The 26,619-nt window shown below is 72.3% G+C and carries 24 protein-coding genes; 17 read left to right on the top strand and 7 right to left on the bottom strand.

Translation table 11 applies throughout. The features are described from left to right. Positions 1-139: 139 nt before the first annotated feature. Positions 140-2,587, bottom strand: a complete 2,448-nt coding sequence (locus tag CP975_RS23370) for a DEAD/DEAH box helicase (protein WP_208835578.1) — start codon at positions 2,585-2,587, stop codon at positions 140-142. A 454-nt stretch (positions 2,588-3,041) separates the two neighbouring features. Between CP975_RS23370 and CP975_RS23375 the strand changes: the two genes are divergently transcribed. Beyond that, positions 3,042-3,800: a ferritin-like fold-containing protein gene (locus CP975_RS23375; RefSeq protein ID WP_030781104.1), complete on the top strand. Its 759-nt coding sequence runs from the start codon at positions 3,042-3,044 to the stop codon at positions 3,798-3,800. A 44-nt stretch (positions 3,801-3,844) separates the two neighbouring features. On the opposite strand, the gene CP975_RS23380 is transcribed toward CP975_RS23375, so the two are convergent. The 4 genes from CP975_RS23380 to CP975_RS23395 form a co-directional block, all read right to left on the bottom strand. Next, positions 3,845-4,114: a hypothetical protein gene (locus CP975_RS23380; RefSeq protein ID WP_055530989.1), complete on the bottom strand. Its 270-nt coding sequence runs from the start codon at positions 4,112-4,114 to the stop codon at positions 3,845-3,847. A gap of 188 nt (positions 4,115-4,302) precedes the next feature. Continuing rightward, on the bottom strand, positions 4,303-4,530 hold the full coding sequence (locus tag CP975_RS23385; protein ID WP_030781098.1) for a DUF3107 domain-containing protein: 228 nt from the start codon (positions 4,528-4,530) through the stop codon (positions 4,303-4,305). A gap of 139 nt (positions 4,531-4,669) precedes the next feature. Beyond that, on the bottom strand, positions 4,670-5,311 hold the full coding sequence (locus tag CP975_RS23390) for a TetR/AcrR family transcriptional regulator (protein ID WP_030781095.1): 642 nt from the start codon (positions 5,309-5,311) through the stop codon (positions 4,670-4,672). A 162-nt stretch (positions 5,312-5,473) separates the two neighbouring features. After that, entirely contained in the window at positions 5,474-5,698 is a 225-nt protein-coding gene (locus CP975_RS23395) for a hypothetical protein (RefSeq protein WP_055530991.1), read from the bottom strand. Between the two features lie 213 nt (positions 5,699-5,911). On the opposite strand from CP975_RS23395, the gene CP975_RS23400 reads away from it, so the two are divergent. Beyond that, positions 5,912-6,967 carry an alpha/beta fold hydrolase gene (locus CP975_RS23400; RefSeq protein ID WP_150477306.1) on the top strand — a complete coding sequence of 352 codons (1,056 nt, stop codon included), beginning with the start codon at positions 5,912-5,914 and terminating at the stop codon, positions 6,965-6,967. Between the two features lie 8 nt (positions 6,968-6,975). Then, positions 6,976-8,349, top strand: coding sequence for a DUF3152 domain-containing protein (locus CP975_RS23405; RefSeq protein WP_055530993.1), 1,374 nt, complete (start codon positions 6,976-6,978; stop codon positions 8,347-8,349). Positions 8,350-8,364: 15 nt separating this feature from the next. Here the strand turns inward: CP975_RS23405 and CP975_RS23410 are convergent, their stop codons facing one another. Beyond that, positions 8,365-9,459, bottom strand: coding sequence for an amidohydrolase family protein (locus CP975_RS23410; protein ID WP_246201607.1), 1,095 nt, complete (start codon positions 9,457-9,459; stop codon positions 8,365-8,367). Continuing rightward, positions 9,456-10,520, bottom strand: a complete 1,065-nt coding sequence (locus CP975_RS23415) for a LacI family DNA-binding transcriptional regulator (protein WP_055530995.1) — start codon at positions 10,518-10,520, stop codon at positions 9,456-9,458. The genes CP975_RS23410 and CP975_RS23415 overlap by 4 nt, the downstream gene beginning before the upstream one ends. Before the next feature lie 234 nt (positions 10,521-10,754). On the opposite strand from CP975_RS23415, the gene CP975_RS23420 reads away from it, so the two are divergent. The 14 genes from CP975_RS23420 (at position 10,755) to moeZ (ending at position 26,572) form a co-directional block, all read left to right on the top strand. Continuing rightward, entirely contained in the window at positions 10,755-11,780 is a 1,026-nt protein-coding gene (locus tag CP975_RS23420; protein WP_167532722.1) for an ABC transporter substrate-binding protein, read from the top strand. Further along, the gene (locus CP975_RS23425; RefSeq protein WP_150477309.1) at positions 11,777-12,670 is read left to right on the top strand and encodes an ABC transporter permease; all 894 of its coding nucleotides are present in this window, start codon (positions 11,777-11,779) and stop codon (positions 12,668-12,670) included. The genes CP975_RS23420 and CP975_RS23425 overlap by 4 nt, the downstream gene beginning before the upstream one ends. Beyond that, positions 12,667-13,491 carry an ABC transporter ATP-binding protein gene (locus tag CP975_RS23430; protein ID WP_055535430.1) on the top strand — a complete coding sequence of 275 codons (825 nt, stop codon included), beginning with the start codon at positions 12,667-12,669 and terminating at the stop codon, positions 13,489-13,491. Before CP975_RS23425 ends, CP975_RS23430 begins: the two co-directional genes overlap by 4 nt. After that, positions 13,488-14,258 carry an ABC transporter permease gene (locus CP975_RS23435; protein ID WP_055535432.1) on the top strand — a complete coding sequence of 257 codons (771 nt, stop codon included), beginning with the start codon at positions 13,488-13,490 and terminating at the stop codon, positions 14,256-14,258. The genes CP975_RS23430 and CP975_RS23435 overlap by 4 nt, the downstream gene beginning before the upstream one ends. A gap of 55 nt (positions 14,259-14,313) precedes the next feature. Next, positions 14,314-14,406, top strand: coding sequence for an Ms4533A family Cys-rich leader peptide (locus CP975_RS36410; RefSeq protein ID WP_342787974.1), 93 nt, complete (start codon positions 14,314-14,316; stop codon positions 14,404-14,406). 140 nt (positions 14,407-14,546) lie between these two features. Beyond that, on the top strand, positions 14,547-16,268 hold the full coding sequence (locus CP975_RS23440; RefSeq protein ID WP_055535433.1) for an ABC transporter substrate-binding protein: 1,722 nt from the start codon (positions 14,547-14,549) through the stop codon (positions 16,266-16,268). A 2-nt stretch (positions 16,269-16,270) separates the two neighbouring features. Further along, a complete protein-coding gene (locus CP975_RS23445; protein ID WP_246201608.1) occupies positions 16,271-17,197 on the top strand; it encodes an ABC transporter permease in 927 nt (308 codons plus the stop codon). Continuing rightward, positions 17,194-18,201: an ABC transporter permease gene (locus tag CP975_RS23450; protein WP_055535437.1), complete on the top strand. Its 1,008-nt coding sequence runs from the start codon at positions 17,194-17,196 to the stop codon at positions 18,199-18,201. Before CP975_RS23445 ends, CP975_RS23450 begins: the two co-directional genes overlap by 4 nt. Beyond that, entirely contained in the window at positions 18,198-19,799 is a 1,602-nt protein-coding gene (locus tag CP975_RS23455) for a dipeptide ABC transporter ATP-binding protein (protein WP_055535439.1), read from the top strand. Before CP975_RS23450 ends, CP975_RS23455 begins: the two co-directional genes overlap by 4 nt. 201 nt (positions 19,800-20,000) lie before the next feature. Next, entirely contained in the window at positions 20,001-21,809 is a 1,809-nt protein-coding gene (locus CP975_RS23460; RefSeq protein ID WP_150477310.1) for a DUF3492 domain-containing protein, read from the top strand. Between the two features lie 572 nt (positions 21,810-22,381). Continuing rightward, positions 22,382-23,473 carry a hypothetical protein gene (locus tag CP975_RS23465; protein ID WP_342787975.1) on the top strand — a complete coding sequence of 364 codons (1,092 nt, stop codon included), beginning with the start codon at positions 22,382-22,384 and terminating at the stop codon, positions 23,471-23,473. A gap of 151 nt (positions 23,474-23,624) precedes the next feature. Next, complete coding sequence (locus CP975_RS23470; protein ID WP_055535859.1) at positions 23,625-24,578, top strand: NAD-dependent epimerase/dehydratase family protein; 954 nt, start codon at positions 23,625-23,627, stop codon at positions 24,576-24,578. Next, complete coding sequence (locus tag CP975_RS23475; RefSeq protein WP_055535861.1) at positions 24,566-25,330, top strand: spherulation-specific family 4 protein; 765 nt, start codon at positions 24,566-24,568, stop codon at positions 25,328-25,330. The genes CP975_RS23470 and CP975_RS23475 overlap by 13 nt, the downstream gene beginning before the upstream one ends. A 63-nt stretch (positions 25,331-25,393) precedes the next feature. Then, positions 25,394-26,572 carry an adenylyltransferase/sulfurtransferase MoeZ gene (moeZ, locus tag CP975_RS23480; protein WP_055535863.1) on the top strand — a complete coding sequence of 393 codons (1,179 nt, stop codon included), beginning with the start codon at positions 25,394-25,396 and terminating at the stop codon, positions 26,570-26,572. Positions 26,573-26,619: the final 47 nt, after the last annotated feature.

Here is a 26,619-nt window from a genome sequence, read left to right on the forward strand (position 1 = left end):
CGGTCTTTACGGCTCTCCCGCCCACTCGCCCGCCCGCCTGTGACGCGGCGGGGGCATGGGTGGGCGAGTGGGCGGGCAGGGATGCGCGAAGGCCCGCCCCGGTGACGGGACGGGCCTTCGCGATGCGGAAGGGCGAGCGTCAGCTCCCCGCGGCCTCCGCGGGCTCCGCCTTCTTGCGCGTACGACGCCGGGGCGCCGGAGCCTCCGCCTCGGTCACCTCGGCGGGGGCGGCAGCGGCCGCCTTGCGCGTACGACGACGCGGCTTCGGCTCCTCGGTGGCCTGCGCCGGGATCTCCGCCTCGGCGACCGGTTCCGCGGTCTTGCGGGTCCGGGTGCGCTTGGGCTTCTCCGCGGCCGCCGGGGCCTCGGCCTCGGCGACCGGTTCCGCGGTCTTCCGCGTCCGGGTGCGCTTGGGCTTCTCGGCGGCGGCCGGGGCTTCTGCCTCGGCGACCGGCTCGGCGGTCTTGCGGGTGCGGGTGCGCTTGGGCTTCTCGGCGGCGGCCGGGGCCTCCGCCTCGGCGGGCTCGGCGGGCTCGGCCGTGGTCTCCGCGGCCTTGCGCGTGCGCGTCCGCTTCGGCTTCTCGGCAGCGGCCGGGGCCTCGGCGACGGCCTCCGCCGTCTTCCGCGTCCGGGTGCGCTTGGGCTTCTCGGCGGCGGCCGGGGCTTCTGCCTCGGCGACCGGCTCGGCGGTCTTGCGGGTGCGGGTCCGCTTGGGCTTCTCGGCGGCGGCCGGGGCCTCCGCCTCAGCGGCCGGGGCCTCGGCTACGGCGACCGGTTCCGCGGTCTTGCGGGTGCGGGTGCGCTTGGGCTTCTCGGCGGCGGCCGGGGCCTCCGCCTCGGCGGGCTCGACGGGCTCGGCCATGGTCTCCGCGGCCTTGCGCGTGCGCGTCCGCTTCGGCTTCTCGGCGACGGGGGCCTCAGCCTCCGCAGCCGGGGCCTCCGCCTCGACCACCGGCTCCGCGGCCTTCCGCGTCCGACGGCGCGGCTTCGTCACAGGAGCCTCCGCCTCGGGGGCGGGGGCGGGGGCGGGAGCGGCGGCCGGGGCCTCCGGCTCGGTCGGTGTGGCCGTGGCCGCCACGGTCAGCGCTTCCGGAGCCGCCCCGCCACGCGTCCGGCGACGGCGGCGCGGCGTGCGCGACTCCGTCGGCTCGGCGGTGACCTCAGCGGCCGGAGCGGCCGGGGTGGTCGTCGCGGCCGGGGCCGGGGCCGAGGTCGCGTCCAGCGGGCTTCCGCCACGCGTCCGACGGCGACGCCGCGGCGTACGCGCCGGGCGCTCCTCCTCGGGGGCGGTGGCCGCGGGACCCGACGACGTACGACCGCCACGGTCACCGCGCGAACCGCGGTCGCCGCGGTTGCCACGGTCGTTGCGGTCGCGGGAACCACGTCCGCGCCCACCGGTCTCGCCGAGGTCCTCGACCTCCTCCGCGCCCAGACCGGCACGGGTCCGCTCGGCGCGCGGCAGGACACCCTTGGTGCCCACCGGGATGTTCAGCTCCTCATAGAGGTGCGGGGAGCTGGAGTAGGTCTCGACCGGGTCGCTGAGACCCAGGTCGAGCGCCTTGTTGATCAGCTGCCAGCGCGGGATGTCGTCCCAGTCGACCAGCGTGATCGCGATGCCCTTGGCGCCCGCGCGGCCGGTGCGGCCGATGCGGTGCAGGTAGGTCTTCTCGTCCTCGGGCGACTGGTAGTTGATGACGTGCGTGACGCCACCGACGTCGATACCGCGCGCGGCGACGTCCGTGCAGACAAGCACGTCCACCTTGCCGTTGCGGAACGCGCGCAGCGCCTGCTCGCGCGCGCCCTGGCCGAGGTCGCCGTGCACGGCGCCCGAGGCGAAGCCCCGGCGCTCCAGCTGCTCGGCGATGTCGGCGGCCGTCCGCTTCGTACGACAGAAGATCATCGCGAGTCCGCGGCCCTCGGCCTGGAGGATGCGCGAGACCATCTCGGGCTTGTCCATGTTGTGCGCGCGGTACACGAACTGCTTCGTGTTGGCGACGGTCTGGCCCTCGTCGTCCGGCGCGGTGGCGCGGATGTGTGTGGGCTGCGACATGTAGCGGCGGGCGAGGCCGATGACGGCGCCCGGCATGGTCGCCGAGAACAGCATCGTCTGGCGCTTGGCCGGCAGCATGTTGATGATCTTCTCGACGTCGGGCAGGAAGCCCAGGTCGAGCATCTCGTCGGCCTCGTCGAGGACCAGGCACTTGACGTGCTTGAGGTCGAGCTTGCGCTGGCCCGCGAGGTCGAGGAGACGACCGGGGGTGCCGACGACGATGTCGATGCCCTTCTTGAGGGCCTCGACCTGCGGCTCGTAGGCACGGCCGCCGTATATGGCGAGGACGCGGACGTTACGCGCCTTGCCGGCGGTCAAAAGGTCGTTCGTCACCTGCTGGCACAGCTCGCGGGTGGGGACGACGATGAGGGCCTGCGGCGCCTCGGTCAGCTGCTCGGGCTCGGCGCGGCCCGCCTCGACGTCGGCGGGGACGATCACGCGCTCCAGGAGCGGGAGTCCGAAGCCGAGCGTCTTGCCGGTGCCGGTCTTGGCCTGGCCGATGACGTCCTTGCCCGAAAGGGCGACAGGGAGCGTCATCTCCTGGATGGGGAAGGGGGTGATGATGCCGACCGCTTCAAGGGCTTCGGCTGTCTCGGGAAGAATCCCGAGCTCTCGGAAAGTCGTAGTCAGGGCTATGCCTCTTCTGTGAGACGCGGCGTGAGGCGAACGCTGGGGGTCGTGACCGTGCCACTACCGCCGGCTGCTTGGGGGGCTGGCCGGGGGCGCGGGACCACTGCCTGCGCTCGAGCGCTCTTACCGCTGAGGTTCCCTCCTCGTGCCGTACGCAGCTGCGCGTACCGCCCGGAGGGCTGTCGGGTCGGAGCCGATCGGGCCACCGACCGGGCATCCTCATTCGTACGGCCCGTCGAATATTCGGCAGGCGCAATACCACTGTACCCCGGAATCTCGCATGCGTGTCCGGCGAATTCGTCACATGGCCGTCGTCACAGTGACTGACCAGGGCCTTCCGGCATACGGCAGGCGGGCTATTGTGCGCTTCATGGAGACGCCTGACACCGCCGCTGAATCCGCCGCCGAAACCCCCGCCGAACCCACCGGGGTCGCCGCCCAGGACTGGGCGAAAGCTTCCGCCGAGCCCCACTACCGCGCCGCGGTCGTGGACCTCCTCGGGGCGCTCGCCTACGGGGAACTCGCGGCGTTCGAGCGGCTCGCGGAGGACGCCAAGCTGGCGCCGACGCTCGGCGACAAGGCGGAGCTGGCGAAGATGGCGTCGGCGGAGTTCCACCACTTCGAGCAGTTGCGCGACCGGCTCTCCGCGATCGGCGCGGAGCCGACGGAGGCGATGGAGCCGTTCGTCGCCGCGCTCGACGGCTTCCACCGTCAGACCGCGCCGTCCGACTGGCTCGAGGGCCTGGTCAAGGCGTACGTGGGTGACTCGATCGCCAGTGACTTCTACCGCGAGGTCGCGGCCCGCCTCGACGCCGATACGCGCGGACTCGTGCTGGGCGTCCTCGACGACACCGGGCACGCGAGCTTCGCCGTGGAGAAGGTGCGGGCCGCGATCGAGGCCGATCCGCGCGTGGGCGGACGGCTCGCGCTGTGGGCGCGGCGGCTGATGGGCGAGGCCCTCTCGCAGTCCCAGCGGGTGGTCGCCGACCGGGACGCGCTGTCGACCATGCTGGTCGGGGGCATCGCCGACGGGTTCGACCTCGCCGAGGTCGGGCGGATGTTCTCGCGGATCACCGAGGCGCACACCAAGCGGATGGCCGCGCTCGGCCTGGCGGCCTGAGGGCGGCTGGGCGCGCGGTTCCCCGCCCCCTTCGGGGGCCCGGGCTACGCCGTCGCTGAGCGGCGCAGCCCGGGCCGGGTGGGGCGGACCAGCAGGGACAGCAGGGCCGCGGAGACCGCCGCCGCTCCCAGCAGGGTCGCGGGGGCGTGGCCGGGGCCGAGTGCCATGTGCGTGATGAAGGCGCCGACCAGGGCGCCCGCGGGGCCCGTCGACAGGACGAGGCTGCGCGAGGGCAGCCGGCGCGCCAAGCGGTGCGCGATGGCCCAGGACAGGGCGAAGCCCAGCAGAGCGGAGCCGAGCGCTTCCAGAATCACGGTGGTGCCCTCCCTTGCGGCCGGTGCAAATCGGTCGTAGCCGGTGTACCCCAGGTGGCCGGAACGCAACCCTCCACGAGCAGAGTCGACGGGTCCGCCGGCTCCTCGTACAACTCGTACAACACGCACGTACGGCCCGGTGGTTGAGAACCACCGGGCCGTCTCGTGCGCGCGCCTACGGGCGCGTCCTACAGGGCGCTGAAGCCCACCTTGCGTGCGGTGGGCTCACCGAGCTCCACGTACGCAAGGCGGTCGGCCGGAACCAGGACCTTGCGGCCGTGCTCGTCCACGAGGCTCAGCAGCGGCGACTTGCCGGTCAGCGCCTCGGACACCGCGTGCTCGATTTCCTCGGCGCTCTGGCCGCTCTCCAGCACGATCTCGCGGGGCGCGTACTGCACGCCGATCTTGACCTCCACGGCTTTGTCCCTCCGACGGTCAGTCTGTGCGCGGCCGTCCGCGCCGTACCCAGCACACATTAGCCCGGTGAGGGGACGCGGAAGGACGCGGCCGTGAACGCCGGTAGCGAACACCGGACGGGAACAAAAAGGCGAGCGGTCAGTGGCCCTCGGTGCCGTGCAGCGGGAAGCCCGCGATACCGCGCCACGCGAGTGACGTGAGCAGCTGCACCGCCTTGTCCCGCGGGACCGTGCTGCCACTGGCCAGCCAGTACCGCGCGACCACCTGGGAGTACCCGCCGAGGCCGACGGCGAGGAGCATCGCCTCGTCGCTGGGCAGGCCGGTGTCCTCGGCGATCACCTCGCAGATCGCCTCCGCGCACTGGAGCGTCACGCGGTCCACGCGCTCGCGGACCGCCGCCTCGTTCGTCAGGTCCGACTCGAAGACCAGGCGGAAGGCGCCGCCCTCGTCCTCGACGTACGCGAAGTAGGCGTCCATCGTCGCGGCGACGCGCAGCTTGTTGTCCGAGGTGGACGCCAGCGCCGTGCGGACCGACTGGAGCAGTGACTCGCAGTGCTGGTCGAGCAGGGCCAGATAGAGGTCGAGCTTGCCCGGAAAGTGCTGGTAGAGCACCGGCTTGCTGACCCCGGCGCGCTCGGCGATGTCGTCCATCGCGGCCGCGTGGTAACCCTGTGCGACGAAAACTTCCTGGGCCGCGCCGAGAAGTTGATTGCGTCGGGCACGACGCGGCAGGCGTGTGCCCCGCGGGCGTGCCGCCTCTGTCTGCTCGATGGCTGTCACGCCGCCTCCCAATCGTCCGATGTGCGGTGTGCGCCGCGCCGCCATCGTACTTTTCGGTAACAGTGATGTGCGCGGTGCGGGCGCAGAATTTCACGGACTGGACCACCGCGGCAGGTGCCCGCGGTGGTGCGTAGCGGGGCAAACACGGTCAGGCCGGTGCCCTCAGCGGTAGTCGTCCTCGTCGAGGCTGACCACGCGGGCTTGCTCGGCGAGGTCAGCCTCACTGGCGGCGTTCGGATCCGCGTCCTGGAGGGAGTCGTCCCCGCTGGGGGCGAGATCGGCGTGCTGCTCCGCGGTGTCCGCCTCCGGGGCCTCGACGCCCGCCTCGGCTCCGTTCGTGTGCTCTTCCGTCTCGAAGGTCTCGGGATCGGTCGGGTCGACACTCATGTATGGCTCTCTTCCCTTGCGGTACTGGCGGCCCTTCGTGGTGCGAGTGCCCTGTTCGCCCGCTTTCTATGAGCGTAGGAGACACCTGGATCAGGCGCTATGTGATCCGGGCGCGATCCCGGCGTGGTCCCGGCGCGATCCCGGCGTGGTCCGTGTGCGATCTGTGACGGCGAACACGTGAACCGCCGCGTGATCGTCTCGTAACATTGCCGCATGTCTTCGACCGAGCTGCCGAACCTGCTGGCCGCCACCGCCGCGCCCAAACCCGGTGCCGTCGCGGTCGCGGAGGGTGAACGGCTCGACTCGGTCGCCCTGCCCGGACTCACGCTGACCGTGCGGTCGCGGCCCTCGGTCCGCGCCGGACTCCCGCCCGCGCTGTACGTCCACGGCTTCGGCGGCTCCTCGCAGAACTGGTCGGCCCTGATGCCGCTCCTTGAGGACGTCGTCGACTGCGAGGCGATCGACCTGCCCGGGTTCGGGGACTCGCCCCCACCGGACGACAGCGACTACTCGATCACCGGGCAGGCCCGCGCGGTCATCCGCCACCTCGACGCCCGCGCCCGTGGACCCGTCCACCTGTTCGGGAATTCACTGGGCGGCGCCGTCACGACACGCGTCGCCGCGGTGCGCCCCGATCTCGTACGTACGTTGACCCTGATCTCGCCCGCACTGCCCGAGCTGCGGGTGCAGCGCACGGCGGTACCGACCGGGCTGATCGCGGTTCCGGGTGTCGCGGGGCTCTTCGCGCGGCTCACCAGGGGGTGGACGGCCGAGCAGCGGGTGCGGGGCGTGATGGAGCTCTGTTACGGCGACCCGGGCAAGGTGACGCCGGAAGGCTTCAGCGCGGCGGTCCGGGAGATGGAGCGCAGGCTCCAGCTCCCCTACTTCTGGGACGCGACGACGCGCACGGCCCGCGGGATCGTGAACGCGTACACCCTGGGCGGCCAGCACGGGCTCTGGCGGCAGGCCGAGCGGGTGCTCGCGCCGACCCTGCTCGTCTACGGCGGGCGCGATCTCCTCGTCTCGTACCGCATGGCACGCAGGGCGACCGCCGCGTTCCGCGACTCGCGGCTGCTCACGCTGCCCGAGGCCGGGCATGTGGCGATGATGGAGGACCCGGAGAGCGTGGCTACCGCCTTCCGTGAACTGCTCGTCGATCTGGGGGAGTTGAGCGGGCCCCGCGCCCGGGGTGCTCGGGGCGTCCGGGAGTCCCGTGAACTCCGTGACTCCCGTGAACTCCGCGACTCCCGTACGGATTCGGGGAGCTGAGGCGGCGCGTGGGACGACACAGCCGCCGCGGCCCGGCAGGCACACCGGCGGACAAGGCTGAGACGACCGCCTCAGCAGGCACGACCGGCACGACCGGCAATGCCGGCGCGACGGAGACGACTGGAACGGCTGCCCGCGCGAGCGGCTCGGGCGGCCCGGCGGCGCAGGGCGGTGGCCCGCTTCCGGGTCAGGTCCCGGGGCCCGGCACGGGCCGCCGCAGGCGCGGGCCCGCCGACGAGGGGACACCGGCGCACGGCACCCCCGCGCACGGCACCCCTCAGTCGACGCCGTCCCACGGAGTTCCGGGGGTCCGCGGTGGGCACCCCGAGCAGCGGGAGCCCGGCGGTGGCTGGGGTGACGTCTCCGATGCGGGGTCGGGTCCGCACCCGGGTGCCGGGCACGGCATACCGGGCCCGCGGCAGGATCGTTCCGCCCCACGCCAGGACTACGTGGAAGCCTTTACCGACGGGGGCGGGGATCCGTACGCCTCCGTCACCGACTGGAACGGCGTCCCCGAGCCCGGGCCCGGCCCGGACGTCGAGGGCGGCGGTGGCAAGAGGGGCGGGCGGGCCCGTCTCCTGACCGGCATCGCGGCGGCCGCCGTGATCACCGTGCTCGGGGTCGTCGTCGCGAGTCAGGTCACCGGCGGCGCGGACGACTCCGACGACCGGCCCCAGGCCGCACCCGGCGGCGGCGCGCGTGACACCGACGACCCGGCCTCTCGCTCCGACGAGCGCCCGCCCCCGCCCGGGGGGCCCGCCATCAAACCGGACGCCGCCCCGGTGACGTACGGCCAGAAAATGGGTGAGAAATACCCGCTGGACGCCAAGCTCAAGGCGTCCGGCGACTTCGAAGCGATGCCGGGGTTCGACAAGGCGCCCGGAAAGGGGCAGGTCTTCCGCTATCGCGTCGACGTCGAGAAAGGGCTCGGTCTCGACGGCCCGCTCTTCGCGCAGGCCGTGCAGAAAACCCTGAACGACAAACGGAGTTGGGCGCACGCCGGGGCCCGCGCCTTCGAGCGCATCTCGTCGGGCAAGCCCGATTTCGTCATCACGCTGGCGAGTCCGGGAACCACCGCCGCCTGGTGCGCGAAATCCGGACTCGACACGACCCAGGACAACGTGTCGTGCGATTCCGCGGCGACCGACCGCGTGATGATCAACGCCTATCGGTGGGCGCAGGGCGCCAAGACCTACGGCGACGCCATCCACCCCTACCGTCAGATGCTGATCAACCACGAGGTCGGGCACCGGCTCGGTTTCAACCACACGGACTGCACGAAGGACGGGGACCTCGCGCCCGTCATGCAGCAGCAGACCAAGTTCCTGGAGCACGACGGGATCAAGTGCAAGGCCAACCCCTGGGCGTTCCCCAAGGATTGAGGCGGTGGCCGGCGGTCAGCCGGTCAGCCGGCCCTTCGTGAGGCGCCGCAAATTGCCCGCGAGGATCGCGGCGCGTTCCCCCGGAGCGAGGTCCATGCGGTGCACATCCGCGAGGGAGGACCGGATGTACCCCGGCCCCTTCTCGGGGTCGTAGGGGCTGTCGGAGGCGAAGAGGACCCGCTCGGGGCCGAAGAAGTCGAGGGCGCAGCGCAGGGCGTGCGGGGCGCCGAAGAGGGCGGTGTCGGCGTAGAACATCCGGAAGTAGTCGAGGGGCCGCTTGGACAGCGGTGGTCCTTCGGTGTCGGCCCGCTGCTCGGGCGGGGTGCGGGAGCCGAGCTGGTCCCAGCCGGGGCCGACGCGCCCGGAGAAGTGGGGGATCATGCTGCCGCCGTGGTGGATGAGCAGCTTCAGCGAGGGGTGGCGCTCCAGGATGCCGCCGAAGACGATGCGGGCCATGAAGGCGGACAGGTCGTACTCCCAGCCGAGGGTCCACCAGATCTCGTAGCGGGAGCGTCGCTCGGCGGGATAGTCGGGCCAGGTGGCGTTGCGGCAGGGGTGGACCTGCACGAGAACGTCCAGCTCGGCGGCGCGCGCCCAGAACGGCGCGAAGCGGTGCTCGTCCAGGGCGTGGCCCTGTACGTGGGTGTAGATCTGGACGCCCACGGCACCCAACTCGCCTACGGCCCGGTCGAGTTCCACGACGGCGGCGTCCACGTCGGTGAGGGCGACCGCGGCGCAGAAGCCCGCGAACCGGTCCGGGTGTCCGGCGGTCAGGTCCGCCAGGGCGTCGTTGGCCATGCGGACGTAGTGGACGGCTGAGCGGGGCGTGCCGAAGTCCTCGGCGGGCGGCGCGGCCAGGTTGATCAGCTGGCGGTAGCCGGGGAACTCGTCCATCTGACGGAAGCGCACGTCCAGGTCGACGAGGGCGGGGATGTCCATCACCCGGCGGCGGAGGTTGGCCAGCGCGGGGACGTCGTCGAGGGCGAACAGCCGGTCGGCGCAGGCCCTGGGGAGGATGTGGCAGAAGGCATCGATCTTCTCGTCCGCGGGCTCCTCGTCCGCGGGGCTCGTCTCTCGGTCGGTCTCGGGGCCCGTCTTCAAGGCGGTCACAGGATTCCTCTCGCGGTTGCCGTGGATTCGCGCGGAATGAGGGTGGGGGCGTGCGCGGTCGAGCGGACGGGACGCCCCTGCCTGATCCGCAGCAGCATGTCGACCGCGCCCCGTCCGATCTCCCTCAGGGGGACGCGCACGCTGGTCAGGGGGATCGGGAGCCGGGCGGCCAGAGGCGTGTCGTTGTAGCCGACGACGGACAGGTCGTCGGGGACGGCGAGGCCGCGGCGACGGGCGGCGGCGAGCGCGCCGACCGCGGTGTTGTCGCTCACCGTCACCAGTGCGGTGGGGCGTTGCCCGTCCGGCAGCGCCAGCAGCTCCGCCGCCGTGCTCTCGCCGCTCTCCATCGAGAAGTCCGAGGGCCGCACCAGGCGGTCGTCCATCTCGACGCCCGCTTCGGCGAGTGCCTCGCGCAGACCGGCGACGCGGCCCAGGGCGTTGGAGGCGTAGGTCGGTCCCGCGATCATGCCGATCCTCCGGTGTCCCAGGTCCAGGAGGTGGCGGGCCGCCAGATAGCCGCCGAGCCTGTCGTCGCCGAGGACCGCGGGACTGTGTCCGTCGGTGCGCAGCGCCAGGACGAAGGGCGTGCCGTCGGCGGCCAGTTCGGGCAGGAAGCCGCCGGGCCCTTCGAGCCGTGCGGTGGCCATGATCAGCCCGTCCACCCGGCGGCTGAGCAGCAGTCTGCCGATGGCCGTCTCGGCTTCGAGGTCGTCGTGAGTGGTGGCGAGGAGCGCGTCCAGGCCGTGGTCGCGGCAGGCCTCGGCGATCTCCTCGTACAGCATGGCCATCACCGTGCCGGTGATGCTGGACATGACGACGCCGATCGTGCGGGTGCTCTGCCGGCGCAGGCTGGCCGCGGCCGGGTTGGGGGTGTAGCCGAGCTGCTCGGCGATCTGTCTGATCCGGGCCGCGGTGTCACCGCGGGAGAAGGGGTGCCGGTCGTCCAGGGCCCGGGAGACGGTGGACGGGTTCACTCCCGCCGCGCGTGCCACGTCGGCCATGGTCGGGCGGCGGCCCGTGCCCCGCCGGGGCGGGGGCGGGGTGGCGGTCGTTCCGGTCATCGGACTCCTCCCTGTGTGGGCTGCTCGCGACGTCAACCCCCTTACTGGGAAGGGGAGTTCGTACGAGTACGGGGTTGACGGATCGGCGACGGCGACTCCAGCATACATACGAACGCGCAAACGAATGCATAACTTCCTTGACCCGGTGGTGAGTTGAGAGCGATGCCGGGTCGGGGGCGCACCGGTTCTGTCCGCCCTTGTGTGTGGAGGTGTTCAGCGTTGCCCTCTTTATCCTTGACGGATTCATCCCGGCCGCCGCGTTCCGGGGTGGTGGCCCTGACCTCGGCGGCCCTGGCCTCGGTGATGCTGGCGGGGCTCCTCACCTCCTGCGGGAGCGGAGGCGGTGGCTCCGGGCGCTCCTTCACCGTCGCGCTGACCGAGCCGGACATCACCTCCGTACCGCTGATGGAAGCCGTGGACCAGGTCCGTGCCGCGGGTTACGACGTGACGATCGAGGAGACCGCGGAGCCGGAACTCGCCGTCGAGGGGCTCATCCGCGGCGACTACCAGTTCTCGGCCGAGGCCACGGGGCCGGCCCTGATGGCCATCGCGCGGGGCGCCCCGCTGCGCATCGTCGCCGACATGGTGGGCAATCAATGGGCCGTCTACGGAGCTGCCGCCACCGGCGACTGCGGTGACCTCGACGGCCGGGCCTTCGGCATCTTCAGCGAGGGCGCCATGGCCACCGCCATGGTGCGCCGGTGGATCGAGGAGGCGTGCCCCGAGGGCGCCCGCCCCCAGTTCCTGACCATCGGCGACTCGGAGACCAGGACGCAGGCGCTGCTGGGCGGGGAGATCACCGCCACCGCCCTGGAGCAGAGCGACGCCGCCCACCTGGCCAAGAGCGCCAAGGGCCGATCGCTGAAGCGCCTGGCCGACTTCCGCCAGGTCTTCCCGGGGCTGCACCCGCAGACCGTGTACGCCGACGAGGGCTACTTGGAGGAGCACCCGGAGCCCGCCCAGGCCCTGATCGACGCCCTCATCGACGTACAGCGGAAGATCAACGAGGAACCGGGTCATCTCGCCGGGCTCGTCCGCGAGCACCTGCCCGACACGTACGCCGAGGACGACCTCGAAGACATCGCCGCCCCCTACGTCGAACAGAAGCTGTTCGACGCCGCCGCGCTCACCCCGGCAGGTGTGCAGGACACCATCGACTTCTTCGTGGACACCGGGGCCATCGAGCCGATGGACGCCGCCCACGTGGCAGATCTCAGCTTCTTGGACCGCAACCGGACCAAGAGGGGCGGCACCTCATGACGAACGCGGCCGACTCCGCCGACCCCACCCACCCCGCCGGACCTGCCGGGCCCGCGCCCCACCCCCGGGCGCCCGGACGGACGCGACGGCTCCTCGGTCTCGGCGCCGACCTGCCCTACCAGCTGCTCACGCTGGTGGTCGTCGCCGCCGTGTGGGAGGCGTACGCCCGTACGCACGACAGCATCCTGCTGCCCACCTTCACCGAAACGGCAGCGGCCACAGTGAAGTTGCTCGGCGAGGGCGAGCTGTGGCGGGCCGCCTGGATCAGCAATCAGGCCCTCGTCCTCGGCTTCCTCGCGGCGGTCGCCCTGGGCGTTCCCGCCGGGCTCCTGCTGGGGCGGTTCAGCACGATCGAGCGCTATACGGACGTCTACCTCAGCATCCTCCTCGTGACCCCGATGGCCGGGATCATCCCGCTCCTCGTGATGTCCGTGGGGTTCGGCCTGGCCTCCCGCGTCATCCTGGTGGCGCTCTTCTCCGTGGTCATGGCCGTCACCAGCGCCCGCGCCGGAATCCGCCAGATCGACCCCTCGCTGATCGAGATGAGCCGCACGTTCGGCGCGAGCGAGGCCCAGATCTGGCGCCGCGTCCTCATCCCCGGCGCCATGCCCGCCATCATGACCGGCATCCGGCTCGCCCTCGGACGCGCCGTCACCGGAATGGTCGTCGTGGAACTCCTCATGGTCTCCGTCGGCTACGGCGGCCTGATCCTCACCTACCGCAGCCACTTCGACGCGCCCGCGCTCTACGCGGTGGTCGTCATCGTCCTGTCCGAAGCCGTCCTGCTGATCTCCGCGGCCCGCTGGATCGAACGCAGGGCGACCCCGTGGATCGAGCACAGGACGGCCTCCAGCGCGCCGGCCCACACCTCACCGAGGAGCACCGCATGATCGAGATCAAGAACCTCACCAAGCGCTTCCCCGGCCGCCGCGGCGAAACGGTCCACGCGCTGAGCGAAGTCGAACTCACCATCGCCGACGACGAGTTCGTCACCGTGCTCGGACCGAGCGGCTGCGGCAAGACCACCCTGCTGCGCGCCCTCGCCGGGCTGACCGGCTGGGACGAGGGCGACATCCTGGTGGACGGGGAACCCGTACGCACACCCGGCCCCGAGCGCGCCATGGTCTTCCAGGACTTCGCCCTGCTGCCGTGGGCCGACGTCCTGGACAACGTGGCCTTCGGACTCCAGCTGCGCGGGGAGCCGAGGAGCCGGCGCCGCGCCACCGCCCGCGAACTGGTCGAACTCGTCGGCCTCGACGGCTTCGAGGACCGGCTGCCGGGCGAACTCTCCGGCGGCATGCGGCAGCGCGTCGGCCTCGCCCGCGCCCTGGCCGTCCGGCCCCGCGTGCTGCTCATGGACGAGCCCTTCGGAGCCCTGGACGAGCAGACCCGCCGCATCCTCCAGGAGGAACTCCTCACCATCTGGGAGCGCCGGCGCCTCACCGTCGTCTTCATCACCCACAGCATCGAAGAAGCGGTCCTGCTCGGCGACCGCGTCGTCCTGATGAGCCCGCGGCCCGGCCGCATCGCCGACATCGTTCCCGTGGACATCCCCCGGCCGCGCTCCGTCGACCTCCACGGCCTGGGCCGTACCGAGGAGTTCACCTGCCTCACCACGCATCTGTGGGAGCGCCTGCGCGCCATGCGCCCCGACCGCGCCACGCAGCCCGAGGGTGCCTCACGCCCCGACCGTGCCGGAGCCCGCCCGTGATCCCCCGCCGCGGCCCGGCGGCCCTCCTGCCCCCGCTGGGCGGACTCCTCGCGGGCGCGGTCCTGTGGGAGACGGCCTCCCGTACGGCCGACGCCGCCTTCCTCCCACCGCTCACCCGGGTGCTCGCCCGGCTCACCGAACTGACCGCCGACGGGAGGATCCTGCCCAGCCTGCTCTCCAGCGTGCTCAACCTCGTCCTGGGCCTCGCCGTCTCACTGGCCGCAGGCCTCACCCTGGGCACCCTCATGGGCCGCTACCGAGCGGCGGAAGCCGCGCTCGGCATCTACATGTACGCGCTGCTGACGGCGCCCTCCCTCGTCTTCGCCCCGGTGTTCTTCTCCCTCTTCGGCCCCGGCCGCACCTCCATCGTGGCCGTGGTGGTGATGTACTCCCTTTTCGTCATCGTCATCACCACCGCCTCCGCGGTACGCGGCGTCCCCGCCCAACTCCTCGAAATGGGGCGGGTGTACGGGGCCGGCGAGCGGCAACTCCTCTTCAGGGTCGTGCTGCCCGCCGCGCTGCCGATGGCCATGGCCGGTATCCGGCTCGGTGTCGGCCGGGCCGTCGCCGGGATGATCAACGGTGAGATGTTCATCGCCGTGGTCGGCCTCGGCCGGCTCCTCACCGAAGCCGGGGGCAGCTTCGACAGCGCCACCGTGCTCGCCGTCCTCCTGGTCGTCGTCGCCGTCGCCCTCGTCGCCATCGGCATCACCCACTGGGTCGACCGCAGGCTCACCGGCTGGCTCCCCGAGACCTCCCGCACCTGAGCCCTCCCGCGCGGTCGCTTTGACATCCATCGCAAATTCGTTCATATTTCTGCGCATGTCGAACCGTCACGCCCCTGCGAGCGCAGCCATCGAGCTGGCGCTGCTCGGCGTGACCGCGCTCTGCGTGGCCGACATCCACTGTCGCTGACGCCCGCCCCGGCGAGTGCGTCGCTTCTCCGCAGCTCTGCGCTGCTCTGTTCCCCCGCGCCATCACCGGGGTCAGCTCTGCTTCATTTCCGCTGATCCGCTGCCCTTCGCGCAGCGTTCTTCCCCGAGAGGTCTCCTCCGATGCGCCGAAATTCCGCCATAGCCCGCCGCGTGGCAGCGGCATCCGTCAGCCTGGCCCTGGCCACGGGCGCCGCCGCCTGCGCGGGCCCGAAGGACAACGACTCCGGGAGCGGCGGCGGGAAACCGGCCAAGGGCGGCACGCTCACGGTCCTCAACCGAAACCCGCAGACCGACTTCGACCCCGCGCGGCTCTACACCTCCGGCGGCGGCAACGTGCCGAGCCTCGTCTTCCGCACCCTGACCACCCGCAACCGCGAGGACGGCGCCAAGGGCGCGGAGGTCGTCCCCGACCTCGCCACGGATCTGGGCAAGCCGAGCAAGAACGCCACGGTATGGACGTACACCTTGAAGAAGGGGCTCAAGTACGAGGACGGCACACCGATCACGTCCACCGACGTGAAGTACGGCATCGAGCGTTCGTTCGCCCCCGAACTCAGCGGCGGCGCTCCCTACTTGCGGGACTGGCTCGTCGGAGGCGACAAGTACCAGGGCCCCTACAAGGACAAGAGCGGCAAGGGGCTCGCCTCCATCGAGACGCCGGACGAGCGGACCATCGTCTTCCATCTGAACAAGCCCGAGGGCGAGTTCCCCTACCTCGCCACCCAGACGCAGTTCACGCCCGTCCCCAAGAGCAAGGACAAGGGCACGAAGTACGAGGAGCACCCGGTCTCCTCCGGGCCCTACAAGGTCGTCAAGAACGAGAACGACGGCGAACGGCTGCGTCTGGAGCGCAATCCGCACTGGTCGGCGAAGACCGACGCCGAGCGCAAGGCCTACCCGGACGTCATCGACGTACGCTCCGGACTCGACTCGTCCGTCATCAACCAGCGGCTCTCCGCGAGCCAGGGCGCGGACGCCGCCGCCGTCACCACCGACACCAACCTCGGCCCCGCCGAACTCGCCAAGGTCACCGCCGACAAGGAACTCGCCTCACACGTCGGCACCGGACACTTCGGCTACACCAACTACCTCGCCTTCAACCCGAAGGTGAAGCCCTTCGACGACCCCAAGGTGCGCCAGGCCATCTCGTACGCCGTCGACCGCTCCTCGGTCGTCAACGCCGCCGGCGGCTCCTCGCTCGCCGAGCCCGCCACCACCTACCTGCCGAACCAGAAGTCCTTCGGATACACGAAGTACGACCACTTCCCCGCGGGCCCGAACGGCAATCCGAAGAAGGCCAGGGAACTGCTGAAGGAGGCCGGTCACAAGGACGGGCTCACCATCACGCTCACCCACTCCAACGCCAAGGACTTCGAGACCAGCCCCGAGATCGCGACCGCGGTCCAGGACGCCCTGAAGAAGGCCGGCATCACCGTCAAGCTGGCGGGACTCGAGGAGAACGACTACTCCGACAAGGTCCACAGCGCGCAGGACGAGCCCGGCCTCTTCCTCGCCCACTGGGGCGCCGACTGGCCCTCCGGCGGCCCCTTCCTCGCCCCGATCTTCGACGGCCGGCAGATCGTGAAGGACGGCGCCAACTTCAACTCCGGTTTCCTCGACGACCAGTCCGTCAACGACGAGATCGACGAGATCAACAAGCTCACCGACCTCGACGCCGCCGCCGCGCGCTGGGGCGCCCTCGACAAGAGGATCGGGAAGAAGGCGCTCACCGTGCCGCTCTTCCACCCCGTCTACAAGCGCCTGTACGGCAAGGACGTCAAGAACGTCGTCATCAGTGACTGGACCGGTGTGCTCGACGTCTCCCAGGTCGCGGTGAAGTAGTCGTGACGATCTTCTGGCGGCGGCTGCGCGAGCGGCGCGCCGCCCTCGTCGCGGCGGGCGTCGTCGCGCTGCTCGTCCTCGTGGCGCTCGCCGCGCCGCTGCTCACGGCCCTGGAGGGGCAGGACCCCACCACGTACCACCCGGACCTCATCGACTCGGCGCGCGGCGGTGTGCCGGTCGGCCCGTTCGGCGGCATCAGCGGCGAGCACTGGCTCGGCGTCGAACCGCAGACCGGCCGCGACCTCTTCGCCCGCCTCGTGTACGGGGCACGGGTCTCCCTCGGCGTCGCGCTCGCCGCGACCGTCGTGCAGGTGTTCGTCGGCGTCGCGGTCGGCGTGGCGGCCGGGTTCGGCAACCGCTGGGTGGACCAGGTGCTCAGCCGCGCCACCGACGTCATCATCGCCCTGCCGCTGATGGTCCTGGCGCTCGCCCTGATGGCGGTCGTGCCGGCGGGCTTCCCGCGGCCCGTGCTCGTCGCCCTGGTCATCGGCCTCGTCGCCTGGGGCAACATGGCCAAGATCGTGCGCGCGCAGACCGTCACGCTCAGGGAACTCGACCACGTGGCCGCGGCACGGCTCAGCGGCTGGGGGCCCGTGCGCATCGCCCGGCGCGAACTGCTGCCCGCGCTCGCCGCGCCCGTCATCACGTACGCGGCGCTGCTCGTGCCCGTGAACATCACGGTCGAGGCCGCGCTCTCCTTCCTCGGCGTCGGCGTGAAGCCGCCGACGCCCTCGTGGGGCCAGATGCTCACGGCCGCCGACGTCTGGTACCAGGCGGCGCCGCAGTACCTACTGCTGCCCGCGGGCGCGCTGTTCGTGACCGTGCTCGCCCTCACCGTCCTCGGCGACGGGGTGCGCGCGGCGCTCGATCCGCGGGCCGCCTCGCGGCTGCGGATCGGGACGGGCCGCAAGCGGGAGGCCCGGGCATGACGGACCTCGCGCGGCTCTCCGCCTTCCTGCTGCGGCGCCTCGTCGGCGCCCTGGTCACCCTCCTCGCCCTCTCCGTGATCATCTACGTGGTGTTCTACGTCGCTCCCGGAGACGTCGCCCAGATCACCTGCGGCCCACGCTGCTCGCCCGCACAGGTCCAGCAGGTCACCGAGCAACTACGCCTCGACGACCCGCTGTACGTCCGCTACTGGGACTTCCTCCAGGGCGTCCTCACCGGCCACGACTACTCGACCGGCACCGGCGTGGAGCACTGCGAGGCACCCTGCCTCGGCGTCTCCTACCAGAGCGACCAGCAGGTCAGCGCGATGATCGTGGCGAAGCTGCCGGTCACGGCGTCGCTGGCGCTGGGCGCGATGGTGATGTGGCTGATCCTGGGCGTGGGCACCGGCGTGCTCTCCGCCTGGCGGCGCGGCCGGCTCAGCGAGCGCGTCCTGACCGCCCTCACGCTCGCGGGCACCGCCACCCCCGTCTTCGTGATCGGCCTGCTGCTGATGATCGTGGTCTGCGGTCAGCTCCAGTGGCTGCCCTTCCCGCAGTACGTCGACTTCGGCGACGACCCGACGCAGTGGGCGTGGAACCTGCTGCTGCCCTGGCTGTCGCTCGCCCTGATCGAGGCCGCCAAGTACGCGCGGCTGACCCGCTCCTCGATGCTGGAGACACTCGCCGACGACCACGTGCGGACCTTTCGCGCGTACGGCGTGGGGGAGCGGTCGATCATCGGCAAGCACGCGCTGCGGGGCGCCGCGGCACCCGTCATCGCCCTGACCGCCAACGACGTCGGGTCGATGTTCGGCGGCGCCATGCTCAGCGAGACGCTGTTCGGCCTCCCCGGCCTCGGGCGCGAACTCGTCCACGCCGTGAAGGTCGTCGACCTGCCGGTGGTGGTCGGCCTCGTCATGGTCACCGGCTTCTTCGTGGTGCTCGCCAATGCCGTCGCGGACGTGCTGTACGCGGTGGCCGACCGAAGGGTGGTGCTGTCGTGAGCCTTGTACGAGTCAACGATCTCTCCGTGGAGTTCGGGACCGGAGTGCGCGCCGTCGACGGTCTCTCCTTCACCCTTGAGGCGGGCGGCGCGCTCGCCCTCGTCGGCGAGTCGGGGTCCGGGAAGTCCACCGTGGCGTCCGCGCTGCTCGGGCTCCACCGGGGCACGGGCGCCCGCGTCAGCGGATCCGTGCGGGTCGACGGCATCGACGTACAGGAGGCGACCGAAGCCGAACTGCGGCGGCTGCGCGGCGGAAGGGCGGCGATGGTCTTCCAGGACCCGCTCTCCTCCCTCGACCCGTACTACGCGGTGGGCGACCAGATCGCCGAGGTGCACCGCGTGCACACCGGGGCGTCCCGGCGTGCGGCACGCGCGCGTGCCGTGGACGCGCTCGACCGCGTCGGCATTCCCGACGCCGTACGCCGCTCGCGCTCGCGACCGCACGAGTTCAGCGGCGGCATGCGCCAACGCGCGCTCATCGCCATGGCGCTGGCGTGCGACCCGGCCCTCCTGATCGCCGACGAGCCGACCACCGCCCTCGACGTCACCGTCCAGGCCCAGATCCTCGACCTGCTGCACACGCTGCGGGACGACACCGGCATGGGCCTGCTCCTGGTCACCCACGACGTGGGCGTCGCGGCGGAGAGCGCGGACGAGGTCCTGGTCATGCGGGGCGGGCGCGCGGTGGAACGGGGTGCGGTGCGGGACGTCCTCGCCACGCCCCGGGAGCCGTACACCCGGGAGCTTCTGGGGGCCGTGCCCCGGGTGGACTCGCCGCTGGCGGCGCCCGCCGGTGAGGCGGGCGAGGTCGTGCTCGAAGCGGTAGGGCTGCGGCGGGAGTTCGGGCGCGGGAAGCGCGCCGTCATCGCCGTCGACGATGTCTCGCTCACCGTCCGCCGAGGAGAGACCCTCGGCGTCGTGGGCGAGAGCGGCAGCGGCAAGACGACGCTGGGGCGCATGCTCGTGGGCCTTCTCGAACCGAGCGCGGGGCGCCTCCTCCACGGGGGCGCGGAGAAGCCCGGCGGCCGGGTGGACCCGCAGGTGCAGATGGTGTTCCAGGACCCCGTCGCCTCCCTCAACCCACGCCGCTCGATCGGCGAGTCCGTCGCCGACCCGCTGCGCGCCCGGGGCGAGAGCGACACCTTCGTACGGAGGCGGGTGCGCGAGCTGCTGGAGCGCGTCGGGCTCGAACCGGCGTACTACGACCGCTACCCGCACGAGTTCAGCGGCGGACAGCGGCAGCGCGTCGGCATCGCGCGTGCGCTCGCCGCCGAGCCGCGCGTCATCGTGTGCGACGAGCCGGTGTCCGCGCTCGACGTGACCACGCAGGCGCAGGTGACCGACCTGCTCGCCCGGTTGCAGCGGGAACTCGGGCTCGCGCTCGTCTTCATCGCGCACGATCTCGCGGTCGTACGCCAGGTCAGCGACCGGGTCGCGGTGATGCGGCGGGGCCGGATCGTCGAGTACGGAACCGTCGACGAGGTCTACGGCTCACCGCGGGATCCGTACACGAGAGCGCTGCTCGCGGCCGTCCCCTCGCTCGACCCCGAGGCGGCCGCGCGGCGACGCGAGTCCCGCAAGGAGTTGGCCGCGGCCTGACCCTCCGCGACGGCGGAGGGCCTCCGGGGCGCTATAGCGCGACAGAACGCTACCGGCGCGGGAAAGTCACGGCCGTTCACCCCTTCTGGTGGCGCGATGGACAACCGTCCGTCGCGCCACCGGCATGACCGCATACGTTCGTCCCGCTGTGAGCCGCCGACTAAACGGCGGCTCCCCAGACGGGAGATCGGGGGTGCACTCGTGCGCGTCGCACTGCTTACGGAGGGTGGCTACCCGTACGTGAACGGTGAGGGCCGGCTCTGGTGCGACCGGCTCGTACGCGGACTCGGGCAGCACGAGTTCGACGTCTACGCCCTCAGCCGCGACGAGCGGCAGGAGGCGCGGGGCCAGGTCGAACTCCCGCCCCAGGTCACCCGGGTGCGCACGGCTCCGCTGTGGACCCTCGACGACGAGGCGCTCCGTGCCGCCGGGCCCCGCGGCGGGCGCGGACGGCAGGCGCGCCGGCGGTTCGCGGAGTGCTTCAAAGAGCTGGCGGACGTGGTGTGCCGGGGCGGGGCGGACGGCTTGGGCGCGGGGGGGAGTGGGAGCCGAGGAACCGCGCCGGGGGCGGGCTCCGACCTCGTGGCGGACCGTTTCGCCAACGCGCTGTACGGACTCGCCGAACTCGCCCGCGACGAGGGCGGACTGGTCGGCGCGCTGCGCTCGGAGACCGTCGTGCGCGCCCTGGAGAGCGCCTGCCGCGCGCCCGGCGCACTGCGCGCCGCCCGCACCGCCCGGGTGTCCGACCTGCTCGTCGCCGCAGCCCGGATCGAGCGGGCGCTGCGGCCGCTCTCCCTCGACTGGTACGGCGACGACGCGCTCGGCGCCGCCGACCTCTGCCACGCCACGTCCGGCGGGCCCGCGGCGCTGCCCGGACTGCTCGCCAAGCACTTCGCCGGGGTGCCGCTCCTCGTCACCGAGTACGGCGTACAGCTGCGCGCGCACCACCTCGCCGCGGGCGGCATGGACCTGAGCGCACCGGCACGGGCGCTCCTCGCCTCCTTCCACGGCCTCCTCACCGCCGAGGTGTACGACCAGGCCGTGCTCATCACCCCCGGCAACACCCACGCCCGCCGCTGGCAGGAGCGGTGCGGCGCCGACCGTGCCAAGCTGCGCACGGTCTACCCCGGCATGGAGTCCGGCCGCTTCTCCGAGATCGGCGAGCGGGGCTACGACGACCTCGCCGCGGTCCCTCGCACACTCCTGTGGGTCGGCCGCGTCGAGCCCGCCAAGGACCTGATCTCACTGCTCCACGCCTTCGCCGAGGTCCGCGGGGAGGAGCCGGGGGCACGCCTGCGGATTGTCGCGGCGCCCGCCGAGGGGCCCGAGGCTGTCGACTACCTCGCCCAGTGCCGGGCGCTCGCCGCGCAGCTCTTCCCCGACGAGGCGGAGGGGGCGCACGCCGTCGGCGACAACCCCGTCTCCTTCGAGGAGATCGGCGGACCCCAGGCGCCGGATCTCGCCGAGGCGTACGCCGCGGGCGGGGTGATCGTGCTCTCCAGCGTGGTCGAAGGCTTCCCGATCAGCCTGGTCGAGGCCATGTTCTGCGGGCGCGCGACCGTCTCGACGGACGTCGGCGCGGTGGTGGAGGTGATCGGCGGTACGGGCCTCGTCGTGCCGCCGCGCAATCCGCGGGCGCTCGCGGAGGCGTGCGTGGCGCTCCTGCGCGACCCCGCCCGGTGCGCGCGCCTGGGGGCGGCGGCGCGGGCGCGGGCCCTCGAACTCTTCACCGTCGAGCAGAACGTGGCGGCATTTCGCGGCATTTACCTGGAGATCGTCTCGCACTGCCCGGTGCGCAGGGACGCCCTGGACGAGGCGGGCGAGCCGGTTCCGTTCGCCCACCCGGCCGAGGCGTACATGCCGGGGCGGTGGGCGGTCGCGGTGGGCCCCGCGGCCGCGTGCGCATCCGCGTCCGCGTCGGGAGCGGAGGGCGACGGAGTGCCGAGCTGGGCGGGCACCTCCGGCCAACGGGCTGATGAACGCCATCAGTTGAAGGGGGCGGTCGTATGACACGGCGGTTGAGCGCCGGGGGCGTGGAGGTGCCGCGGACCCCGAGGGGGGCCGGCGGGTGGGAGTCGGGCTCGGAGGAACTACTGGCGACCGAGGCGCTGACGCAGCCCGCCGGCGAGGCGCCAGGCCTGCCGGGCACCGGCGAGGCTCCCGTCTCGGGACGGTCCATTCCCGGCTTCGGGGAGGGGGGCTTCCGGGGCGGTGGCGACGGCGACGACGAAGAGGGGGAGAGCGGATGGAATGGGCGGGGGCACGAAGGGGTCGTACGGGACGAGGGGGACGCGGACGCCACGTGTCTCGGTGCTCGGCGGGGTGAGGGGGGCGCCGGGGGACGCGGGGGCGAGGCGGCTCGGGCCGCGGGCACAACTCCCAGCCCCACCACCCCCGAAACCGACGCCCCGAGGCTCCCCCTCGTAACCGTCGGCCCCCCTGACACTCCCCCCGCCGTCCCTCCCGACAGCCCCGCCCTCGCCACTTCCGGAGAGGCGCGCGGGGTGGGCGGTGGTCGGGGCGGAGCGCAGGAGTGGGGCCGACCGGGCCGGGGCACGACCTCGCACGGTGCCGCCGACCCCGTGAAAGCCCTGATGCACCGCCACCGCGACCTGTGCGCGCGAGCCGTGGACCCGCTGGAGATCGCGGCGGGCCTGGAGGCGCACGGCGTGACCGACCGGGCCGCCGCGCGCTACCGGCACCGCGACGTGTTCGCCCTCGCCGAGGAGATGTACGCGCGCGTGCCCCGCGACGACGACAGCAGCCGCGCACGCCCCGGCGCCGGTGACGGTACCGACGTACACCACGCACCCCAAGTACGCCCCGGATGGGCCTTGTTCGCACTGCTGCCCGGCGCGGCGTGCGCGGCAGCCGTCGCGGGGGCCGAGGTGACCGCCGGGGCCACCCGGGCCGCGGTGACGGTCGGCGGCGCGCTCGCCGTGGCCCTGGCGCTGCGGGTGGCCCTGCGCGACGGACCGCTGCGCGCCGCCACCCCCCTGACACCCGCCACGCGCGCGTGGGTGTGCTGGCTCATCGCGTACGCCCTACTGGGCGACGGGCTGCTGACGAACGCTGTCGCGGGCGGCCCCGACGGACCGGGCGACCTCTGGCAGCCCGCCACCGCCACCGCCCTCGGCCTCACCCTGGCCGTCGCGCCCGCGACCTGGTGCGCCCGGCTCTTCGCCGCACGGGCCAGGGGACGGCTCGTGGCCAGCCGTGGACTCGATGAGTTCGCCGCCTCCGTAAGGCCGTTGCTGCTCGGCATCGTCGTGCTGTTCCTCGCCGCCCTCGGGGTATCGCTCGCGGCGACGGACGCGGCGGCGGACGCGGTGCTCGGCACGGCCGAGAACCCCTCGGCCCTCACCGGGGCCGGTGCCCTCGGCGCCCTACTGCTGCTCGTGCGGCTGCTCGCCGCACACGGCTTCGCCCGGGCGCCCGCCCTGCTGCTCGGCGCGGCCGGAGCTTGCGAAGTGGCGGCACCAGCCCTGGTGTTCGCGGGGCGCCTGCCGGGATGCGACGCGCTGGCGGCGCCCGTCACGGCAGTCGTCGACAGCTGGGGCCCCGGTGCCGTCCCCGCCGCCGTGTGCGGGGCCGCGGCCCTCGCCCTCCTGATCCACGCGGCCAGGACCCTGACCCTGGCCTCGGCCCACGCCGGCCCCGGCGCCATGACCTGAGCCCGCCGCCCACAGACCGACCAGACCACTCTCCCGCGGGGCCGACACCGCGGGCGTGACCCCGTGACCCATGGCAACACCTCGAAGGAGAACACCAGATGACCACCCGCAGCCGTCTCCGCCTCCGAGCGGCCACCCCCGGAGGCGCCCGATGAGGGTGCTGCTGATCGGAGCCAACGGATACCTCGGCCGGTTCGTCGCAGACCGGCTGCTCGCCGACCCCGCGGTGCAGCTCACCGCCCTCGGCCGCGGCGACGACTCGGACGTACGGTTCGACCTCGCCAGCGGAAGCCCCGGCGCGCTCACGCGCTTCCTGGACGCCGTGCACCCGGGCGTCGTCATCAACTGCGCGGGCGCCACCCGCGGCGGAGCCCGCGAGCTGACCCGGCACAACACCGTCGCCGTCGCCACCATCTGCGAGGCCCTGCGCCGCAGCGGCTGCGGGGCACGCCTGGTGCAGCTCGGCTGCGGCGCCGAGTACGGGCCGAGCCAGCCGGGCTCCTCCACCGCGGAGGACGCCGTGCCGCGGCCCGGCGGGCCCTACGGCGTCAGCAAACTCGCCGCGACCGAGCTCGTACTCGGTTCCGGACTCGACGCCGTCGTCCTACGGGTCTTCTCACCCGCCGGACCCGGCACGCCCGCCGGGTCACCGCTCGGGCGGCTCGCCGAGGCCATGCGGCGCGCGATGCAGGCGGGGGACGGCGAGTTGAAGCTCGGCGGCCTCGGTGTGCAGCGGGACTTCGTCGACGTACGCGATGTCGCGCGGGCCGTGCACGCGGCCTCGCTCTCCGCCGCCCAGGGCATCGTGAACATCGGCGCGGGGCGTGCCGTACGGCTGCGCGACGCCGCCGCCGTCCTCGCCCGCGTCGCCGGGTACGGCGGCGCCCTGCACGAACTGGACCAGGTGCCCGTGCGGGCGGTCATCGGCCACCCCCGCGCCGAAGGGGAACACGGTGCCCCTGCCGCGTACCCCTACCCGGACGGCTGCGGCAGCTGGCAGCAGGCCGATGTGCGCACCGCGCGCGACCGCCTCGGCTGGCGGCCCCGCATCAACCTCGAAGAGTCACTCGCCGACATCTGGATGGAGGCCGCATGCCGCATCTGACCAGGACCGCAAGGGGCGCCACCGACACCGGCATACGCCTCGGCTTCGGCATCCCGGGGTTCGCCCACCCCCTCGTCGCCCCCCTCGAATGGGGCGAACTCACCCGGCCCGGCACCCCTTTGAAATGGGTTGTCCTGAACGTCGCGAACGGCCCGGGTGAGCGGCCCGACCCGCACTGCCTGGAGGCGGCGGGACGCCTGCGGAACGGAGGCGTCCGCGTACTCGGCCACCTCGACGCCCGGCACGGCGCCCGCCCCTTCGGGGAGCTGGTCTCCGACGCGCACCGCTACCTCGACTGGTATCAGGTCGACGGCTTCTCGCTGGACCGCTGTCCCACGGAGCGGGCGGCGCTCCCGGAGGTGCGCAGGACCGTCACCACACTGCGCGCGCTGGTCGACCACGCCCACATCGTGCTCGGCCACGGCACACATCCGTACCCCGGATACGCCGAAACGGGCGACCAGTTGGTGACCTTCGCCGGCCCCTGGAGCGACTACCGCTGGTCGCAGGTGGCCGAGTGGACCGCCGACTACCCGCCCGAGCGCTTCTGCCACTTCGTGCACGGCATGCCGCGCGGCCACCTGGAGGAGGCGCTGCGCATCGCCCGCTGGCAGGGCGCCTCGACGATCTACTTCACCGACCGCGTGGGAACCGACCGCGTGGAAGGGGCCGGCGCGGGCGACCCCTGGGAGTCCATGCCCGGTTACTGGGACGAAATCGTCTCGCGTATCGGAACGGGTGTCTCGGAATGAAGAAGGGCGTGGCAGTGTTACGGAAAGAACAACCGTTCCGAAATACCGACCAACGGAGTCCCCGTGTCGCTGCCACCCCTGGTCGAGCCCGCGTCTGAGCTCACCGTCGACGAGGTCCGCAGGTACTCCCGCCACCTGATCATCCCGGATGTCGGGATGGACGGGCAGAAGCGGCTGAAGAACGCCAAGGTGCTGTGTGTCGGCGCCGGTGGCCTCGGGTCCCCGGCGCTGATGTACCTGGCCGCGGCCGGTGTCGGCACGCTCGGCATCGTCGAGTTCGACGAGGTCGACGAGTCCAACCTCCAGCGGCAGATCATCCACAGCCAGGCCGACATCGGCCGCTCGAAGGCGGAGTCCGCGAAGGACTCGGTCCTCGGCATCAACCCGTACGTGAACGTGATCCTCCACGAAGAGCGGCTCGAGGCCGACAACGTGATGGACATCTTCAGCCAGTACGACCTGATCGTCGACGGCACGGACAACTTCGCGACGCGCTACCTGGTCAACGACGCGTGCGTGCTCCTCAACAAGCCGTACGTCTGGGGTTCGATCTACCGCTTCGACGGCCAGGCGTCGGTCTTCTGGTCCGAGCACGGCCCCTGCTACCGCTGCCTCTACCCCGAGCCCCCGCCGCCCGGCATGGTCCCCTCCTGCGCCGAGGGCGGCGTGCTCGGCGTGCTCTGCGCGTCGATCGGCTCCATCCAGGTCACCGAGGCGATCAAGGTCCTCACGGGCACGGGCGAGCCGCTGGTCGGCCGCCTGATGATCTACGACGCCCTGGAGATGCAGTACCGCCAGGTCAAGGTCCGCAAGGACCCCGACTGCGCGGTCTGCGGCGAGAACCCCACCGTCACCGAGCTGATCGACTACGAGGCCTTCTGCGGCGTCGTCTCCGAGGAGGCCCAGGAGGCGGCGGCCGGCTCGACGATCACTCCCAAGCAGCTCAAGGAGTGGATCGACGAGGGCGAGAACATCGAGATCATCGACGTCCGCGAGATCAACGAGTACGAGATCGTCTCGATCCCCGGCGCCAAGCTGATCCCCAAGAACGAGTTCCTCATGGGCACCGCCCTGGAGAGCATGCCGCAGGACAAGAAGATCGTCCTGCACTGCAAGACGGGTGTCCGCAGTGCGGAAGTCCTCGCCGTCCTGAAGTCGGCGGGCTTCTCGGACGCGGTGCACGTGGGCGGCGGCGTGATCGGATGGGTCCACCAGATCGAGCCCGAGAAGCCGGTCTACTAGATCTGTCAGGCGAAAGGCCCCGCACCATCCGGTGCGGGGCCTTCGTC

The organism is Streptomyces alboniger (assembly GCF_008704395.1).
Lineage (GTDB): Bacteria > Actinomycetota > Actinomycetes > Streptomycetales > Streptomycetaceae > Streptomyces > Streptomyces alboniger.

Coding starts and splice junctions, on each gene's coding strand:
- CP975_RS23440 (WP_055535433.1), top strand. CDS start 14,547: ATGCGCCGAAATTCCGCCATAGCCCGCCGCGTGGCAGCGGCATCCGTC.
- CP975_RS23400 (WP_150477306.1), top strand. CDS start 5,912: ATGTCTTCGACCGAGCTGCCGAACCTGCTGGCCGCCACCGCCGCGCCC.
- CP975_RS23475 (WP_055535861.1), top strand. CDS start 24,566: ATGCCGCATCTGACCAGGACCGCAAGGGGCGCCACCGACACCGGCATA.
- CP975_RS23450 (WP_055535437.1), top strand. CDS start 17,194: ATGACGGACCTCGCGCGGCTCTCCGCCTTCCTGCTGCGGCGCCTCGTC.
- CP975_RS36410 (WP_342787974.1), top strand. CDS start 14,314: ATGTCGAACCGTCACGCCCCTGCGAGCGCAGCCATCGAGCTGGCGCTG.
- CP975_RS23470 (WP_055535859.1), top strand. CDS start 23,625: ATGAGGGTGCTGCTGATCGGAGCCAACGGATACCTCGGCCGGTTCGTC.
- CP975_RS23415 (WP_055530995.1), bottom strand. CDS start 10,520: ATGACCGGAACGACCGCCACCCCGCCCCCGCCCCGGCGGGGCACGGGC.
- CP975_RS23370 (WP_208835578.1), bottom strand. CDS start 2,587: ATGACGCTCCCTGTCGCCCTTTCGGGCAAGGACGTCATCGGCCAGGCC.
- CP975_RS23425 (WP_150477309.1), top strand. CDS start 11,777: ATGACGAACGCGGCCGACTCCGCCGACCCCACCCACCCCGCCGGACCT.
- CP975_RS23430 (WP_055535430.1), top strand. CDS start 12,667: ATGATCGAGATCAAGAACCTCACCAAGCGCTTCCCCGGCCGCCGCGGC.
- CP975_RS23395 (WP_055530991.1), bottom strand. CDS start 5,698: ATGAGTGTCGACCCGACCGATCCCGAGACCTTCGAGACGGAAGAGCAC.